This is a genomic window from Achromobacter sp., from assembly GCF_050285565.1.
Classification (GTDB): Bacteria; Pseudomonadota; Gammaproteobacteria; order Burkholderiales; family Burkholderiaceae_B; genus Achromobacter.
This window is the reverse complement of sequence record NZ_JBLZXG010000002.1, coordinates 175,233-192,135: the sequence shown is the minus strand read 5'-3', so window position 1 is coordinate 192,135 and position 16,903 is coordinate 175,233. Positions and strand designations below refer to the sequence as shown.

The following is a 16,903-nucleotide window of genomic DNA, read 5'->3' as shown; positions in this document are numbered from 1 at the left end:
CGGCGCGGGCGGCGCGCCTGTGGATTTTTTTGACAACTGCGTCACGCGCGACGCGGATAACCCTCAACCCCGGAAAAGAAGGAACTCTCCGATGATCAGGAAAACTGTCCTCGCCGCCCTTGCCGGCGTCGCCCTCACCCAACCGATTACCGGATCGGCCGCGGACTTCGGTTCGGGCAACCTCACCTTTTCGGCCACGGTCACCGAAGCGCCTTGCAGCATCTCGGCCGGCGACGGCAACATGGTGGTCGACCTGGGCCAGGTCTCGCAGAATGCGCTGAACGCGCCGGGGAAATTCTCCGCCTCGGTGCCGATCGACATTCATCTGACCGGCTGCACCTTCGCCGCGGACACCGGCGCCGGCGCCAATCCGAACGGCAAGCTGTCGAAGGTGGGCGTGCAGTTCATCGGCAACTTCTTCAACCCGACCCTGGGCAAGCTGGTCAACACCGGCTCGGCCAAATCCGTCAGCATCCAACTGCTGGGCAGCGACAACAACACGCCCCTGGTCGGCGGCCTGGCGCTCACCGCCGCCAATGCGCAGCAGCTCAGCGGCGCCAGCGCGGTATTGAAGTACTTCGCGCGCCTGTCCGTGCTGGGCGGGGCCCGGGCCGCGTCCACCCCCGGCTCGATCTCGGCCAGCGTCACGTATGCGTTGACCTACTTCTAAGCGCCGCAGCCTGCGTGCCACCGGACTTCCCCGTATTCTTTTTGCAGACAGCCATGAAAACCAAGCATCTCGCCGCGCCCCTTCTGGGGGCGCTGCTGGCCTGCCCCGCCCCCGGCCAGGCCGCGATCAACGTCGACCGGACCCGCATCATCATGGGCACCGCGCAGAAATCGGTATCCGTGGTGCTGACCAACGAAAGCGCCGACACCCCCTACCTGGCGCAGTCCTGGATCGAAGACCACGACGGCAACATGACCAACGACCTGCTGGCGCTGCCGCCGCTGCAACGCATCGACGCCGGCAAGAAGGCGCAGGTACGGATCGCGCAGATGAGCGCCGCCGCCAAGGCGCGCTTGCCGCTGGACCGCGAGACCCTGTTCTATTTCAACGTGCGCGAGATCCCGCCGGCGCCGAAAGACAAGGATGCCAGCATCCTGCAACTGACCACGCAAAGCCAGATCAAGCTGTTCCTGCGCCCGGCCGCACTGGCCGCGCGCGGCGAGGCGGCGCCGGAACAGACCTTGCAGGCGCGCACCGACGGCCGCACGCTGACGCTCAAGAACGCATCGCCCTACTACGTCACGGTGCTCTGGCTGGGCAGCGACCGCAAGCAGCGGCTGCCCGGTTTCGACACGCCGGTCATGCTGGCGCCGCAGTCGGAGCAGACCGTGAAGGCGGCGCTGCCGGCTGGCGCCAGCCAGTTGATGCTGGGTAACGTCGACGACTATGGCGGCCTGCGCATGAACCGCTTCCGCTGCGAAGCGGGCTTGTGCGTGTTCCAGGAGCGCACCGGCGAGTGACGGCCACCCGGGCCGGGCGCGGTCCGGGGCCGGCGCGGGCGCCGGGGCCGTCAGCGGCGGCAGACCCAGGCGCCCAGGGCGAGCATGCCGACCAGCGCCGCGCCGAGGACGATTGCCGCATGCTCGCCCCGGTCGGTACCCAACAGGTACAGGCCACACACAATCACAACGGTAAACACGATCAGCACCCCCAGGACAAAGGGGCGCCAGTGCCTGCGCGCGGTACGCAACCATCCGCTCAAGGCAACTCTGGGTCTGCGCATGGGCTCGGTGGAAACTTGAATGCCGGAGTTACATTCTGCCAAATTTCTCCCTGATGGAATAGTGTTTTCCATATATCGAACTAATCGCCCCCCGCGCACGCCTTTCCGGCGGCGCGCGGCTAGAACCGGTATTGAACGGCGGCCTGGAGCGCCTGCGAGTGTTCGCCGCCGCCATAGCGGCCCTGGTAGCCCGCCAGCCCGCGCCAGGCGCCGTCATTGGCGACGCTGAGCCCGGCCGAGACCAGCATGCGGTCGGCCGGCGCCAGCGCCATCCGCTGCGCGAAGCTGCCCGCCATGCCGCGCAGATGGCCGCGCACTTCGCGGGCCTTGCGCTGGAACTCATGTTCCCAGGCCAGGCCGGCGTAGGGTTGCCACAGGTGGCCGCCCTGGCGCAGACCGGCCTGCAAACGCAGCCCCAGCGTGGACGCCAGTGAACGCCGGCTCTGTTCGCGGTAGTGCATGCTGGTCGCGCTGCGCCCGCCAGCGCGCGCCTCGTCATAGCCCCTGACATTGACGCTTTGCCAGGTCAGGCCGAGCGAAGGGGTCAGGGTGAAGGCGCCCGCCTGCCAGTCGTAGTGTGTCAAGGCGGACAAGGCCGAGGTCTTGCCGGTGGTCGCCCCCTGCTCGCGCAAACGGGCCGGGCCGATGGCGAACTCGCGGGCCACGTCGCGATAGCGCAGGTAGCCGACGCTGCCGATCAGCGCCGCCGACCCGGCGCCCGAGCGGTAGCGGCCATACGCCGACAACTGGGTCTGCTCGAGGCGGAACCCGCCGGCGCCTTGCCCGAGCGTGGCATGGTGCTGGATCTGGGACGCGCCGGCCCCCACCAGCCCGTTGCGGCCGACGCCGCCGTCGATGCCCATGAGCAGCATGTCCATGCGGTTGCCCAAGCCCGGCGTCCAGGCGTCGCCGCCGCGCTGGGTGTCGCTGGCGTGCTGATACGAGGCATAGGCCTGCCCGCCGGTGGAGTCGCCGCGCGCGCGCAGGCGGTCGCCGATCGCGGCCAGGCTGGCGCGCGTGCCCGCCGTCGGCGCCTCGGCCAGCAGCCCGACGCGGGCCGGCGCCTGCAGTACCGACAGCACATAATCGGACAGCAACGCGTGCCCGAGGCCGCTGGGATGGATGCCGTCCGCGAACAGATAGGTGCGGCCGGCGTCCGGCGCCACCAGGTCGGCGCGGCCGCACCAGATCGCCGAATCCGTCGCACACGCGGGCGTGGTGACATTGCGCAGGCCGTAGCGCCGCGGATGGTCGATCACCTCGTTGAGCAGACGGTGGACATCGAGGGCGGCCAGGTTGCCCTGGTAAGCCGCGAGCGGACGGTTCAGCGCGTCGTTGAAAGCCGAGGCCATGTCGCTCAACAAGGCGCGCGAGGCAGACGGCAGGCCCAGCGCCCAGGGGGTGCGGCCGATGTCGGGCAGGTTGACGACGAGCACGGTGCCCGCGCCGGCGGCGCGCAGGCGCTGGATCTGGCCGGCGACATCGACGGCGGTCTGGGCCGAGACCGCCAGCACCTGCCGCCGCGCGTCGGCCTGCGCGGCGGGCAGCGCCAATGAACTTTGGTGGGCCGCCAGCGTCGCGATCAGGTCGTTGGCGCCGGCCCAGACCGAATACAGGCCGTGGCGGCTCAGGCCGGAAGGGCGATTGCGCAAGAGCGTCGAGACCTGGTCTGCGACCGGGGGAATGATCACGTGCAGGGCCACTGTTCCCATCGGGGTATCCAGCTCGGGCAACAGGTACTGGGCCGCCTGCGTGGTGCGCGCGCCGCCCCAGGCGTAGTTGTTGCCGCCAGCCCCGGCGGCTTTCCAGGCATCCGCGGTGCCCGGGCCCAGGGCCCTGGCCAGGTGCAACGCCCAGGTGGCATCGGGATTGGTGGTGTGGGCCGGCTGCAGGGGCCGGCCCCAGAAAATGGCGGCCGCCTCGGCCGGTGCCAGGCCAGGGAGAAAACCCGCCGGCAAGGGGTTTCCATCCGGCCCGAGTACATTTTCCCAGGTGAATGCGGGCGCGGTGATGGCCCCGCCATCGGTCAATGAGTCGCCCAGAAAGGCGACCTCATGGTAGGGCGAGGCCAGGGCGCCCGGCAGGGGGCCCAGCAACGTGACCAGCGCGACCGCCCCCATCCGGACGTGGCGCCGGCCCTTCGATTTTCTTGCATCAGCCATGCGACTGTCTTCTCCAGTTTATTGAATCGAATCCATCGCCATGGCTGCCATGGCCTGGATGAAAACGACCGCTTCAATACACTGCGGAATTCAATCGACCCGCCGCGGAAGTGCCAATTCGGCTCCCCCAAAAACCGGAATTGTCTTAGACGGAAACCTCCGGAGGCTGCTGCCATGGCGGCGTGGAGCCGGGCCCGGGCAGATCCACCGGCTGCGCCTGCGCATTCACCTTGAAGCGCCGCACCTGTTGCGCCAGCCGGCCGGCCTGCTCGCGCATGCTGACGGCCGCGGCGGCGGCCTGCTCGACCAGCGCCGCGTTCTGCTGAGTGACGTCGTCCATCTGCGTCACGGCCTGATTGACCTGGCCGATGCCGTTGGATTGTTCGGCCGAGGCGCCCGCGATCTCGCGCACCAGCGTGACAGCGCGGTGCACGCTGTCCACCACTTCGCGCATGGTGCGGCCGGCCGCGTCGGCCTGGCGCGTGCCGTCCTCGACGCGGCTGACCGATTCGTTGATCAGCGCGTTGATCTCCTTGGCCGCCACCGCCGAACGCTGCGCTAGCGTGCGGACTTCGCCGGCCACCACCGCGAAGCCACGGCCCTGCTCGCCGGCGCGCGCGGCCTCGACCGCCGCGTTCAGCGCCAGGATGTTGGTCTGGAAAGCGATTCCATCTATCACGTTCGTGATATCGGCGATCCGCTGCGAACTTTCCGAGATTGCATCCATGGTTCGCACCACGCCGTCGACTTCCTCGCCGCCGCGCGTGGCCACGCTGGAGGCGCGGGTGACGAGCTGTTCGGCCTGATGCGCATGGTTGGCGTTCTGCTGCACGGTGCTGGTGAGCTGCTCCATCGAGGCGGCGGTTTCCTCCAGCGAGGCCGCCTGCGCCTCGGTGCGCCGCGACAGGTCGGCGTTGCCCTGCGCGATCTCGGATGAGGCCGCGGCAATGCCTTCGCAGCCATCGCGCACGTCGCGCACGATGCCCGCCAGGCCGTCGTTCATGTCCTTGAGCGCGGCCATCAGGTCGCCGGTTTCGTCACGCTTGAGGACGCGGATGTCGCCGGTCAGGTCGCCGGCGGCCACCTGGCGCGCGGCGTTCACCGCCTGCCCAAGCGGCCCGACGATGCCGCGCGTCATCAACCAGCCCAACAGAATCCCGAGCGCCACGCCGCCCAACGACAGCGCGACCATGATGTCGCGGGTGCGCGCATACAGATCGGAACCGGCCTGCACCGACTGCGCGGTGGCGTTTTCCTTGTTGCGGGCGAGCTTGGCCATGAGGCTGTCCAGCAGTTCCGAGGATGCGATCAACTGCTTTTCGATCTCGACAGCGCGCGCATCCTTCTGCATCAGCGGCAGTCTGGCGGCATCATTGAAGAACGCGTCGGCGTCGCGCCTCCAGGTGTCCTCCATCTGCTTGAACGACGCCAGCATGCGGCGCCCGTCGTCGGTGTGGAAGTAGCTGTGGGCGCGCTCGCGCAACGCCGCCATCTTGTTTACGGCGCTGTCGAACTGCTGGCGGATGGCCTCGCGCTCGCGCTCGCTGGACGCCGCCAGGTAGCTGTTGCGGGCGCGGCCGGCGTACACCAGTTGGAGGTTGGCGTCCTTGATTGCGGTCAGGCCACGCAGTTCAACGTCGTAGAGTTCGGTGTTCATGTTGTTGATGCGGGCCATGGCCCAGACGCCGAAGGCGCCGATCGCGCCTCCCAACAGCGCCACCATCAGAAATGCGGCCGACAGACGGGCACGGATACGCAGACCAGAAAATAGCCGAAACATGCTTGCTTCCTAGGGTGCCGCGGCCGGATGGCGTGATGCCGCCTATTGTTGGGCCGGGGCGTTGTTGAGCCGGACTTGCATCGTAGGACTAAGAGAAGCCCCGAAATAACCTTAGGAAAAGCGGGTTTTTGCGACTTTTCCTGCTGCTGGTTCAAGCCTCTGCTTAACGCCCATATAAATTTTTGTAATAAGCAAGCAGGGCGTGACACGGCGGACGCACACGTCCGTCAGTCCGAGAATGCGCACGCGCCCTTGCGGCGTGGCCGCCCGCTAACGGCGGGTTAATACGCGGCATTGAGCATGGCGGGGCGTCGAGCCCGGTGCGTTCCAAAAACCGGGACTGGCTCAAGGCCAATGCCGCCCTTCACGCCTCGATCGCGAGGCCAAGACGTTCACGGAGACCCGTCCCACCATGCGCACGCCCGGATCCCTGCGGATCGCGTCCCGACGCGCCCTGTCCATTCTTGCCCTGTCCATCCTGGCCGCCTGCGCTGGCGGTCCGCGTCAGGGCGCCGTGAGGGCGAACCTGCCGCCTCCCGGGCCTGCGGGAGGAACCAGCGGCAGCGAGGATCGCGGCGGCGCCGTCGGTGCTGGCGGTGGCCGCCCAGCCGAAACCGGCCCGGTTGGCGCGCCCGTGGCGCCGGCCGAGCCTGTGCCGGTTGCGCCTGTCGAGCCGGTTGTGCCTGTCGAGCCGGTTGTGCCTGCCGAGCCGGTTGCGCCTGTCGAGCCGGTTGCGCCTGTCGAGCCTGTTGCGCCTGCCGAGCCGGTTGCGCCTGCCGAGCCGGTTGCGCCTGCCGAGCCGGTTGCGCCTGCCGAGCCGGTTGTGCCCGTCGAGCCGGTTGCGCCTGTCGAGCCTGTTGCGCCTGTCGAGCCTGATGCGCCTGCCGAGCCTGCTGCGCCTGCCGAGCCTGTTGCGCCTGCCGAGCCTGTTGCGCCTGCCGAGCCTGCTGCGCCTGCCGAGCCTGCTGCGCCTGCCGAGCCTGTTGCGCCTGCCGAGCCTGTTGCGCCTGCCGAGCCTGATGCGCCTGCCGAGCCTGCTGCGCCTGCCGAGCCTGCTGCGCCTGCCGAGCCTGCTGCGCCTGCCGAGCCTGCTGCGCCTGCCGAGCCTGCTGCACCTGTCGAGCCTGTTGCGCCTGTCGAGCCTGCTGCGCCTGCCGAGCCTGTTGCGCCTGCTGAGGTACCCGTCGAGCCTGTTGTACCCGTCGAGCCTGTTGTACCCGTCGAGCCTGTTGTGCCCGTCGAGCCGGTTGTGCCTGTCGAGCCGGTTGTGCCTGTCGAGCCGGTTGTGCCTGACGAACCTGTGCCTGACGAACCTGTGCCTGACGAACCTGTGGTTGTCGAACCTGTGCCCGTTGAGCCCGCGCCCGACCCCGCCGCCGATCCCGCCGATCCCGCCGATCCGCCCTCCGCGCCGGCGCCCCTCGGCCCGCCCGTCCCCCTCGGTGACGGCGGCATCCCCGGCTGGCGGCCGACTTCCCCCGTGCCGGCGGTGCCGCTGGTGACGGCGTTCGACGGCACCGGCGTCAACGTCGGCGTGATCGACAATGGCTTCGAAGCCGACCCCGCCAAGGATCACCACAAAACCGCGGTGGCCGGCGTGCTGCGCGAGGTGATCGCCCCGGAAGCGGCCGAACCCACCGACGCCACGGGCGCGATCACCAACCACGGCGCCATGGTCAGCCGCGTCCTCGCCGGCCAGATCGTGGCGGGCGACAGCTTTCCCGAGGGCGTGGCCACCGGCGTCAACCTGTACCAAGCCAACCGGCCTTCCAGCTTCACGAACCTGACACTGCAAAACCTGCTGACGGCGCTGAACGCGCGCGGGGTCCGGATCATCAACAACTCCTGGTCCTTCGGCACCGTCCCCTCCCTGGCGCTGCCCGACGGCAGCGACACCCGGCCCGACTCCGCCACCGTCAGGGGCTTTCTCCCGATGTTCGTGACCGCCGTCACCCGCGACAACCAGTTGCTGGTCTGGGCCAACGGCAACGAATCGCGGGACAATCCCTACCTGATCGCGGGCGCGCCCTATGTCATGCCCGCGCTCGAACGCGGCTGGCTCACCGTCACGCAGTTGCAGTCCGAGGGAGATGATCTTGCGTCGTGGTCCGACGCCTGCGGCGTCGCGGCGAACTGGTGCCTGAGCGCGCGCACGCGCGCCAAATCCCTCACCGGCACCTCGCTCGCCGCGCCCATGGTCGCGGCCACCGCGGCGCTGGTGGCGCAAGCCTATCCCTGGATGGACAACAGCGCCCTGCGCCAGACCGTGCTGTCGACCGCCGACGACCTGGGCGACCGGGCGCGCTTTGGCTGGGGCAAGCTGAACATGGAGCGCGCCGTGCGCGGCCCCGCCCTGTTCGACACGCGCCTGACGCTTGGCGGCGACTTCGTGGCCAGTTTCGATGACATGCGCTCGGAGTTCTTCAACGACATCGGCGGCGACGCTGGCCTGACCAAGGGCGGCAGCGGCACGCTGGTGCTGTGGGGCCAGAACAGCTATGCCGGCGCCACCACCATCAACAACGGCACCGTCGAGCTGTACGGCAGCCTTGCCGGCAACATAGCCATCCAGCCCGGCGGCGCCCTGAGCGCCGACGGCGGCGTGGCGCGGCGCTCGGTGAACAACAGCGGCACGCTGCGGGCCACCGGCAACGGCCTGCACATCCTGGGCGACTACACCGCGCAGCGCGAAGCCAACCTGACCACCCAGCTCGGCACGGCCCTGACGGTCGATGGCACCGCCAGCCTGAACGATTCCGCGCTGGTGGTCACCAAGCCGGACGACGCCTACGTCGTCATGTCGCGCGAGACCGCGCTCAAGGCGGGCGAGGTGGCGGGCCGCTTCGGCAGCGTGACCGCGGGCGCGGGCCTGTTGTATGCGGTCAGCCCCGACTACTCGGCCACCCAGGTCGACCTGAACGTGGCGCGCAACGACGTCGCGGAGGTGGCGCAAGGCCTGTACGCCGGCCAGCCCGGCCGGCTGGCCGCCGCGCAAGCCGTCGAAACCGCCTTCCAGGCCGCCGACGCCAAAGTGCTGGGCGCGGACGGCCGCGTCAGCGATGCCTTCGTCGCGGGCGCGGCCCAACTGCAAGCCGTGGCCGACGCCACGTCGCTGGCCACGGCGCTGGACAGCGTCAGCGGCCAGATCCACGCCTCGTCGCAGGCGCTGGCCTTCCAACAGGCGCAGACGGTCGACCGCGCCTTGACCGACCGCCTCGATGACCTCGCGCCGTCCGGCGCGCGCACCGGCGGCTGGGTCAACATGATCGGCGCCACGGGACGGCTGCGCCAGTCCGGCTACGCCGGCGCCGCCACCCGCCTGTATGGCGGCCAGGCCGGCTTCGACCACGCCGTCGCCCCCGGCACCGTGGTGGGCATCGCCCTGGCCTGGTCGGACGCCACGGCCAGCTTCGACCGCTACGGCGGCCGCGCCCGGAGCCAGGGCGCGGGGCTGTCGCTGTATGCGCGCCTCGGCGCCGACCTCGGGCCCTATGTGGCGGCCCGCGCCGGCCATGAATGGATCCATGCCGACGTCCGGCGCGAGGTCCTGGTGGGCGCCGCCGCGCGCCTGGACAGCGGCCGCGCCGATGGCCTGACCTCGCTATACGTCGAAGCCGGCCACGCCTTCGCCGGCCATGGCAGCCGCCTGACCCCGTTCGTGGGCCTGTCGCACGACCACCTGCGGCGCGGCGCGATCGACGAGGGCGGCCATCCCTTCGCCCTGAAATCCGGCGCGCGCGCCTACGACCAGAGCGCCGGCCTGCTGGGCCTGCGGCTGCGTGCCGCGCCCGTGGACTGGGCCGGCGGCCTCACCACTTTCAGCGCCTATGGCGCCTACCGCTACGGCAACCCGGCGCGGCTGGACTTCACGGCGGCCTTTGGCGGCGCCCCCGACGCCAGCTTCCAGGTCGAAGGCATCGGACTGCCGCGCCATAGCGGCTGGCTCGGCGTGGGCGCCAGCGCCCAGCTCGGCCACGCGCTGTCGTGGTTCGTTAACGGCACCGTGCAATTCGGGCGCGGCGGCCTGGCCAGCAATGGCCTGTCGGCGGGGCTGCGCTACCGCTTCCCATAAGGCACGCGCGGCGGCGCGCCGCCTTGCCTATCAAACTTTGCGCATGACCCATGCGCCGGGGTTATGCCCGGCGCCGCGCCCGCGCCCGCCGCGCCGGGAAATCGCCAATCAAAACAGTCACTTGGCTGGCCCCCAGCGGCATCGGCGCGGCCAGCCGCGCCGATGCCGCCCGGGTTTCGCTAACGCCCGCCAGCGGGCAATCTACGCGGTTTGAATCCAAGAGGCCCGCACGCGAGGCCTCGCTTGCCCCAAGAGGAGCTTTCACCGTGAGCAAAACTTCTACCCAACGCAAGCTGGGCCTGGCGGTCGCGCAGATGGGCCCGGTGCACCTGGCCGATGACCGGGCCGCCGTGGTCAGGCGGCTGGTCGCGATGATGCGCGAGGCGGCCGCGCGCGGCAGCGAATTCGTGGTGTTTCCCGAACTGGCGCTGACCACGTTCTTCCCGCGCTACTGGATGAGCGAAGCCGAGGCGGTCGAGCGCTTTTTCGAGCGCAGCATGCCCAACGCCGACGTGCGGCCGCTGTTCGACACGGCGCGCGAACTCGCCATCGGCTTCTATCTCGGCTACGCCGAGATCACCCCGGACGGACGCCGCTTCAACACGGCGGTGCTGGTCGACCGGAGCGCGCGCATCATCGGCAAGTACCGCAAGATCCACCTGCCCGGCCACGACGACCACAAGGCCGACGCGCCCTTCCAGCACCTGGAAAAGAAGTTCTTCGAAGTGGGCGACCTGGGCTTCGGCGTGTGGGACATGGATGGCACCCACGTCGGCATGTGCCTGTGCAATGACCGCCGCTGGCCCGAGACCTACCGCGTCATGTCGCTGCAAAGCGCCGAGCTGATCGTGCTGGGCTACAACACGCCCTCGCTCAACATCCACTGGAACGAACCGGCGCACTGGCGCACCAGCACGCACGAGATCGTGCTGCAGGCCAGCGCCTACCAGAATGCGGTCTGGATCGGCGCGGCCGGCAAGTGCGGCGCGGAAGACGGCCACCACATGATCGGCAGTTCGATGATCGTGGCGCCGTCCGGCGAAATCGTGGCGCGCTCGACCTACGAGGAAGACGAGGTCATCACGGCCCGCATCGACCTGGCCATGGGCCAGACCTTCCGCGAGCACGTGTTCAATTTCGCCAAGCACCGCAGCCCGCGCCACTACCAGTTGATCGTCGAGCGCACCGGCGCGGGCGCGCCGCTGCCGGCGCCGAGCCCGGATGCCGCCTAGCGCCGGTTGACGCGCGACCAGGGCGGGCCCGCACCGCCCGCGCGCGAGGCGCCAACGCAGGCAACGCGTCAATATCAGACCGTTATTAAGACGCCACAAGCCCTTTCCGCGCACGCACTCCCCTAGAATCCCGGAGGTACCGATTTCAAAGAGGAACGCTGGGCGATCGCGCCGTGGCACCGCGCTACACGCGGTTCGCGGCCGGCCGCCGCCAAGCGTGAATATGCGCATTCTCGTGGTTGAAGATCCTCCCGATTGGGCCGAAACCGTCTCCCGGCATATCGCCGGCCTCGGCCATGCCGTGCAGACGTGCCATGGCCTGGGCGACGCGCTCGATCACATCCGGCGGCAGCCGCCGCAAATCCTCGTCACCGGCGCGCCGCTGCCTGACGGCGACATACTCGATCACATCGCCGCGCTGCACCGCACCTTTCCCACCATGGGCATCGTCGTGCTCGCCGCCAGCGTGCGCGTCAACACGCAGTTGCAGGGCATGAGCGACGGGGTCGACCATTACCTGACCAAGCCGGTGCAACTGCCCGTGCTGGCCGTCACCCTGAGCGCGCTGGAGCGCCGGCTGGTCTCACTGTCGCCCGCGCCGCCAAGCGCCGGCAGTTGGACGCTGGACGTGGCCTCCCGCCTGTTGCGCTCGAAGGAAGGCGAGCAGGTCGACCTGACCGCCAAGGAAGCCATCGTCATGGCCTCCCTGATCCAGAGCCCGAAGTTTCCCATCAGCCACAGGCGCATGTCGCAGATCCTGGGCTACCCCGAAGTCATCTACGACAAGCACCGCATCGACGCCCTGCTCTACCGCGTGCGCAAGAAGCTCGGCACGATCCGCGGCGCGCCCATGCAGATCCGCAACATCTATTCCGAAGGCTCGCTGTTGGTGCTGCGCGACATCACCGTCAGCATCGCCACCCCGGCCTGGGCCGACGCCACTGAGCATTGATGAGTTTCCAAGACCCTCGCGGCTTCTATACTGCACAGGTCTTGAAACTTTCCCCAAGAGAGCTAAGACCCTGAAGGCCCCACTCGCTTACCGGCGGGCGGGGCCTTCTTTTTGGGTCTTCGCCGATCCCGGGGCGGCAGGCCGGCAGGGAACGGCACGTTGCCCACGCGCGCTGGCTCGCCTACGGCGCTCGCGGCGGCGGCCGCGCGTGTTCGCGACATTCGTTCATCTGTTAAAGTCGCGCACTGCAAGACTTCAGGGCGGTGCGCTGCATGAAGTTCAACCTCTGGGCGGGCATCCGCCCCATCGATTTTTCCTTCCTGTGCCACCACCATGATTCCAATACACCGCTCGGCCGGGCGCCCCGCATCAGACGGCCTGTGCCAGGGTTGCACATCAGGCGAGGAAGCGCCGATCGACATGACGTTCGCGTTTCAGCCCATTGTCGACGTGGCATCGGGCGAACCCTATGCCTATGAAGCCCTGGTGCGCGGGCCTGAAGGGGAGTCGGCGGCTTCGGTGCTGGCGCAGGTGAACGACTCGAACCGCTATCATTTCGATCAGCGTTGCCGCACGACCGCCATCGAACTCGCCGCCCGGCTGGAGATGGGCCGGTTCCTATCCATAAATTTCATGCCGAACGCGGTCTATCAACCCGCCGCGTGCATACGCACGACCTTCGAGGCCGCGGAGCGACACGGCTTTCCGATCAATCGGATCATTTTCGAAACCATCGAAAGTGAGAGCATCATCGACCGCGCGCATTTGTTGAAGATCTTCCAAGCCTACAAGTCGTATGGCTTTCAGACCGCCATCGATGACTTTGGCTCGGGCTATTCGGGTTTGACGCTGCTGGCCGACTTTCAGCCGGACCTCATCAAGCTCGACATGGCGTTGGTGCGCGGCGTCGATACCAATGGCGCGCGCCAGCGCATCATCTCAGGCGTGCAAAGGATCTGCGCGGACTTGGGAATTCGAGTCATCGCGGAAGGCATTGAAACCGTGGGCGAGCGTGACTTTCTGGCGTCGCAAGGCATTACGCTCATGCAGGGGTACTTGTTCGCCAAGCCGGCATTCCAGGCGATGCCGCCGATATCCAATGCAGGCTGATGGTCGCGATAGTCGGCCGGGCAGCCCGGCGTTAAAAGCATGAGTGAGCGTGACCGATGCTGCAACAGAAATTGTTTGAAGCTGCATTCATGCAGTCCTGGAACGCGCTGGTCATCACGGATGCCGACCTTTCGGCGGGATGCCGGGTTCAGTTCGCCAATCCCGCTTTCTTGGCCATGACCGGCTATAGCCTGGACGAACTGCGCGGACGGTCGCTCCGCATGCTTCAAGGGCCGGCCACCGACCAGAGCGTTATCGCGCAACTGCGCGCCTGTTTGAAAGACGGACGGTTTTTCGAGGGGAGTACCACCAACTACCGCAAGGACGGTTCGGATTACATCGTCCGCTGGAACGTTTCGCCGATTCACGACGCTACCGGAGCGGTCACGCATTTTGTGTCGGCGCAGGAGGATATTTCCGAATTGGCGCGGGTCGAGCGCACCAATCGTCTGCTGGCCCGCGCGCTCGACGCGACCAGCGATCTGGTGATGCTGACGGACGCCAGATCACGGATCATCTTCGTGAACAAGGCGTTCGAAGACGCCACCGGCTACCCGCTGCCCGTCATCCGTGGCAAAACGGCGGCGATCCTTAAATCCGGCGAGCATGATGACGCTTTCTATGCGGCCATGTACCGCACCCTGGCAAGCGGCCGGGATTTCCGCGCCAAGTTCGTCAACCGCAGGCGCGATGGGTCGCTCTTTCACGTCGAGCAGACCATCTCAACGATTTTCGATGATGCCGGGCGGGCAACCCACCACATCAGCGTAAGCAAAGACGTGTCGCAGCAAGTGGAACGGGAGCAGGCCCTGTGGCGCGCCGCCACCAAAGACAAGCTCACGGGGCTCTACAATCGTTATCAGGGCGAGAAGATGCTGCGGGACTGCGTTGTCAAAGCCCAGGCCGAGGCCGAACCGCTGAGCTTGATCATCGCGGATGTCGACTACTTCAAGCGGATCAACGACCACTTCGGCCATCTCGCCGGCGACCGCGTGCTTACCGAAATCGCGAGAATTCTGCAGGGCGCGGTACGCAGCCAGGACGCGGTGATCCGCTGGGGCGGGGAAGAATTCGTGATCGTGCTGGCCGATTGCCCGATCGCGGACGCCGTCGAACTCGCGAGCCGCATCCGCGCTCGGGTCCAGGCTTATCGCGATGGGGAAATCGGTTCAGTCACCCTTTCCCTGGGCGTGGCGCAGTTTGACCCGGGCGAAACCATCGAGGCATTGATAGCGCGCGCGGACGCCGCGCTTTACGATGCCAAGCGCGCCGGGCGCGACAGGCTCGCCGTCGCGCCCAAACCAGGCAAGGCGTTGATCTGACGCTGGCGCTTCACACCCGACCGTCAACCGGCGGGCAAACTCGCGCGGATCGGGATGCGTGGGAAGGGATCAAAGCGCGTCCAGGCGGCTCAAGGTCAGCGCCGCCTGCTCGCGCAACGCGGTCTGCACCGGCGCGGGCATTTTCCGCAATTGCTGGTACACCATCGCCAGGCGCCGGTTGCCCTCAAGCCGCGGCCGGTGGCGGGCAAAGAAATCCCAGTACAGCGCATTGAACGGGCAAGCGCGGCCGCCGGTTCTCTGCTTCTTTTCATACGGGCACTGGCCGCAGTAATCGCTCATCCGGTCGATGTAAGCCGCGCTGCTGACATAAGGTTTGGTGCCCAGCAGGCCGCCGTCCGCGAACTGGCTCATGCCGACCGTGTTCGGCAATTCCACCCATTCGAACGCATCGACATACACGCCCAGATACCACTGATGCACCGCGCCAGGGTGCAGCCCGGCCAGCAGCGCGAAGTTGCCAATGACCATCAGGCGCTGAATATGGTGCGCGTAGGCGTGCTCTAGCGAATTGCCGATGGCGTCGCGCATGCAGCGCATGGTGGTCTGCCCGGTCCAGAACCAGGCCGGCAACGGGCGCTCATGCGCCAGCAGGTTGCGCGTCTCATAGCCCGGCATGTGCGCCCAATACACGCCGCGCACATATTCCCGCCAGCCCAGAATCTGCCGGATGAAGCCCTCCGCCGCCGCCAACGGCGCGTGCCCCGCTTCGCAGGCGGCTTGCGCCCGCCGCACCACCTCGTCCGGGCGCAGCATCTTGGTGTTCAAGGCGAACGACAACTGCGAATGAAACAGGCGCGGGTTGCCCGCGCTCATCGCGTCTTCGTAAGCCCCGAAGTTCGGCAAAGCGGTCTGGATGAAATGATCCAGCCAGGCTAGCGCCTGCGCGCGGTTCAACGGCCAGCGGAACTGACTGGCTTGGGGATTGCCGAAGCTTTGCACGCCCGCCCGCCGCACCGTCGCCCACAACGCGCCATGGTCATGCACCGGCCTGGCGTCCGGCGGCAACAGCGGCGTGCCGGGCCAGGGCTCACGGTTGTCATGGTCGAAGTTCCATCGGCCGCCCGCCGGCGCGCCCGAGGCGTCAATCAGCACGCCATGGCGCTGGCGCATATGACGGTAGAAGGTCTCCATCAGCCATTGCCTGCGCGGCCCGAAAAACCTGGCGACCTCGTCGCGGGACGTATAGAAATGTTCGCTGTCGACTTCCCGCGCGGGAAACGCTTGCGACGCGCTCCAGGCGCGCAGGCCCTCACTGACGCGCCATTCATCGGGTTGCTGGTAGCTCAGTTCGGCGGCGCCGTAATGCGCCATCAGCGCGGCCAGATTCTGCGTGACGTCCTGGCGATTGCTGGGGTCATCGATCGCCACATACCTCACCCGATGCCCCGCCTGGCGCAGATGGCGCGCAAAATCGCGCATGGCCGCAAAGAGGGCCAGGATCTTCTGCGCGTGATGCCGCACGTAGTCCGTCTCTTGACGCACTTCCATCAGCACGTACACCACCTGCGGGTCGACCTGACCGAACCAGCTGTGAAGCGGGTTCAACTGGTCTCCCAGAATCAAGCGCAGCGCGCGCGCGCCGGCGCGTCTGGATGCCATGGCGCCCCGTCCCGGATCAGAACGCCGGTTCCAGGGGCGGCTGCGCGCGTTGCCGGCCGACCCGGATAAACGCCTCGGTGCCCAAGCCCACCCGCCCCAGGCCCAGCCATGGCGCCAGGCGCCACAATGGGTGGGTGAAACGACGTCCGGATCCGGCATGGCGCATGGCAAACCTCCGCTGAAAGTAACCCCTGCGATTATATTTGCGGGGGTCTGCCCCCAATAGCTTGCGAGGCAGGCACGCGCGCATCGCCCGGGCGCCCGGATGGCCCTGGACATTGGCACACGGGGTGATCCCAGGTTGCATTTTCTCGCATGGGGCAGAAAATGGACGGGCCGGGATCCCCTCGCCCCCCGGCGTCATGCGCGCTGACATGCTCGGTCAATGAGGGCAAGGACGCGGCGTCCTGCATGTAGGATCTGGAGCAGCCAATGGCCCTGGTACACGCAAACCCCCTGGACGTGATTGACCTGTTGCCGCCGCGCGAATCCACCGCGGTTGACGCCGCGGTCAGCCTCAGCCTGCTGCGCACGGTCAATGTGCAGCTCATCCGCCTGGTCCTGCCCGCGCAACACCGGATGCCGTCCCACCGGGTCCCGGGCGAGCTGACACTTCAGTGTCTCTCGGGCCATGTCGATATTGAAACCCCGGCGCGCACGTGCACCCTGGCCGCCGGACAACTGGTGATGCTACCGCCTGACGAACCTCATTGCCTGTATGCGCGCGCGCCCGCCGTGGTGCTGCTCACCCTGCTGCACCCTGTTCCGGGCATCTGGCGCCCGCGCGCCGCCGCGGACGCTTAGCCGCCGTCCAGGCCCGCCCGCGAACGCCGATCGTGCGCGCGCCCAGCGCGAGCAAAAGCTCATAAAAGATCATAAAGCCCTGTCTACGGCGGCGAACGTCTAAAGAACGAATTCTC

Annotated in this window: 13 protein-coding genes; 9 read left to right on the top strand and 4 right to left on the bottom strand. The window is 67.8% G+C overall.

Features of this window, described 5'->3' with window-relative positions:
* Positions 1–91: 91 nt before the first annotated feature.
* Positions 92–670 (top strand): fimbrial protein, encoded by a 579-nt coding sequence (locus ACN6O8_RS03920; protein WP_427989752.1) that lies wholly within the window; start codon positions 92–94, stop codon positions 668–670.
* 53 nt (positions 671–723) lie between these two features.
* Entirely contained in the window at positions 724–1,470 is a 747-nt protein-coding gene (locus tag ACN6O8_RS03915) for a fimbria/pilus periplasmic chaperone (RefSeq protein ID WP_427989751.1), read from the top strand.
* Between the two features lie 50 nt (positions 1,471–1,520).
* Here ACN6O8_RS03915 and ACN6O8_RS03910 read toward each other — a convergent pair whose 3' ends face one another.
* From ACN6O8_RS03910 to ACN6O8_RS03900, 3 genes are all read right to left on the bottom strand, one after another.
* The gene (locus ACN6O8_RS03910; RefSeq protein WP_427989750.1) at positions 1,521–1,712 is read right to left on the bottom strand and encodes a hypothetical protein; all 192 of its coding nucleotides are present in this window, start codon (positions 1,710–1,712) and stop codon (positions 1,521–1,523) included.
* Positions 1,713–1,852: 140 nt separating this feature from the next.
* Positions 1,853–3,895, bottom strand: coding sequence for an autotransporter domain-containing protein (locus tag ACN6O8_RS03905; RefSeq protein ID WP_427989749.1), 2,043 nt, complete (start codon positions 3,893–3,895; stop codon positions 1,853–1,855).
* 145 nt (positions 3,896–4,040) lie between these two features.
* Positions 4,041–5,675, bottom strand: a complete 1,635-nt coding sequence (locus ACN6O8_RS03900) for a methyl-accepting chemotaxis protein (protein ID WP_427989748.1) — start codon at positions 5,673–5,675, stop codon at positions 4,041–4,043.
* Positions 5,676–6,271: 596 nt separating this feature from the next.
* Between ACN6O8_RS03900 and ACN6O8_RS03895 the strand changes: the two genes are divergently transcribed.
* The 6 genes from ACN6O8_RS03895 to ACN6O8_RS03870 all read left to right on the top strand — a co-directional run bounded on the left by ACN6O8_RS03895 (position 6,272) and on the right by ACN6O8_RS03870 (position 14,363).
* Positions 6,272–7,177: a hypothetical protein gene (locus ACN6O8_RS03895; RefSeq protein WP_427989747.1), complete on the top strand. Its 906-nt coding sequence runs from the start codon at positions 6,272–6,274 to the stop codon at positions 7,175–7,177.
* On the top strand, positions 7,156–9,747 hold the full coding sequence (locus ACN6O8_RS03890) for an autotransporter domain-containing protein (RefSeq protein WP_427989746.1): 2,592 nt from the start codon (positions 7,156–7,158) through the stop codon (positions 9,745–9,747). The genes ACN6O8_RS03895 and ACN6O8_RS03890 overlap by 22 nt, the downstream gene beginning before the upstream one ends.
* 293 nt (positions 9,748–10,040) lie before the next feature.
* Positions 10,041–10,979, top strand: coding sequence for an N-carbamoyl-D-amino-acid hydrolase (locus ACN6O8_RS03885; protein WP_427990159.1), 939 nt, complete (start codon positions 10,041–10,043; stop codon positions 10,977–10,979).
* 235 nt (positions 10,980–11,214) lie between these two features.
* Entirely contained in the window at positions 11,215–11,931 is a 717-nt protein-coding gene (locus tag ACN6O8_RS03880) for a response regulator transcription factor (RefSeq protein WP_427989745.1), read from the top strand.
* A 333-nt stretch (positions 11,932–12,264) separates the two neighbouring features.
* On the top strand, positions 12,265–13,041 hold the full coding sequence (locus ACN6O8_RS03875) for an EAL domain-containing protein (RefSeq protein WP_427989744.1): 777 nt from the start codon (positions 12,265–12,267) through the stop codon (positions 13,039–13,041).
* Positions 13,042–13,097: 56 nt separating this feature from the next.
* Positions 13,098–14,363 (top strand): sensor domain-containing diguanylate cyclase, encoded by a 1,266-nt coding sequence (locus ACN6O8_RS03870; protein ID WP_427989743.1) that lies wholly within the window; start codon positions 13,098–13,100, stop codon positions 14,361–14,363.
* 69 nt (positions 14,364–14,432) lie between these two features.
* On the opposite strand, the gene ACN6O8_RS03865 is transcribed toward ACN6O8_RS03870, so the two are convergent.
* Positions 14,433–15,983 carry a cryptochrome/photolyase family protein gene (locus tag ACN6O8_RS03865; RefSeq protein ID WP_427990158.1) on the bottom strand — a complete coding sequence of 517 codons (1,551 nt, stop codon included), beginning with the start codon at positions 15,981–15,983 and terminating at the stop codon, positions 14,433–14,435.
* Positions 15,984–16,415: 432 nt separating this feature from the next.
* On the opposite strand from ACN6O8_RS03865, the gene ACN6O8_RS03860 reads away from it, so the two are divergent.
* Positions 16,416–16,787, top strand: a complete 372-nt coding sequence (locus ACN6O8_RS03860) for a cupin domain-containing protein (RefSeq protein ID WP_427989742.1) — start codon at positions 16,416–16,418, stop codon at positions 16,785–16,787.
* Positions 16,788–16,903: the final 116 nt, after the last annotated feature.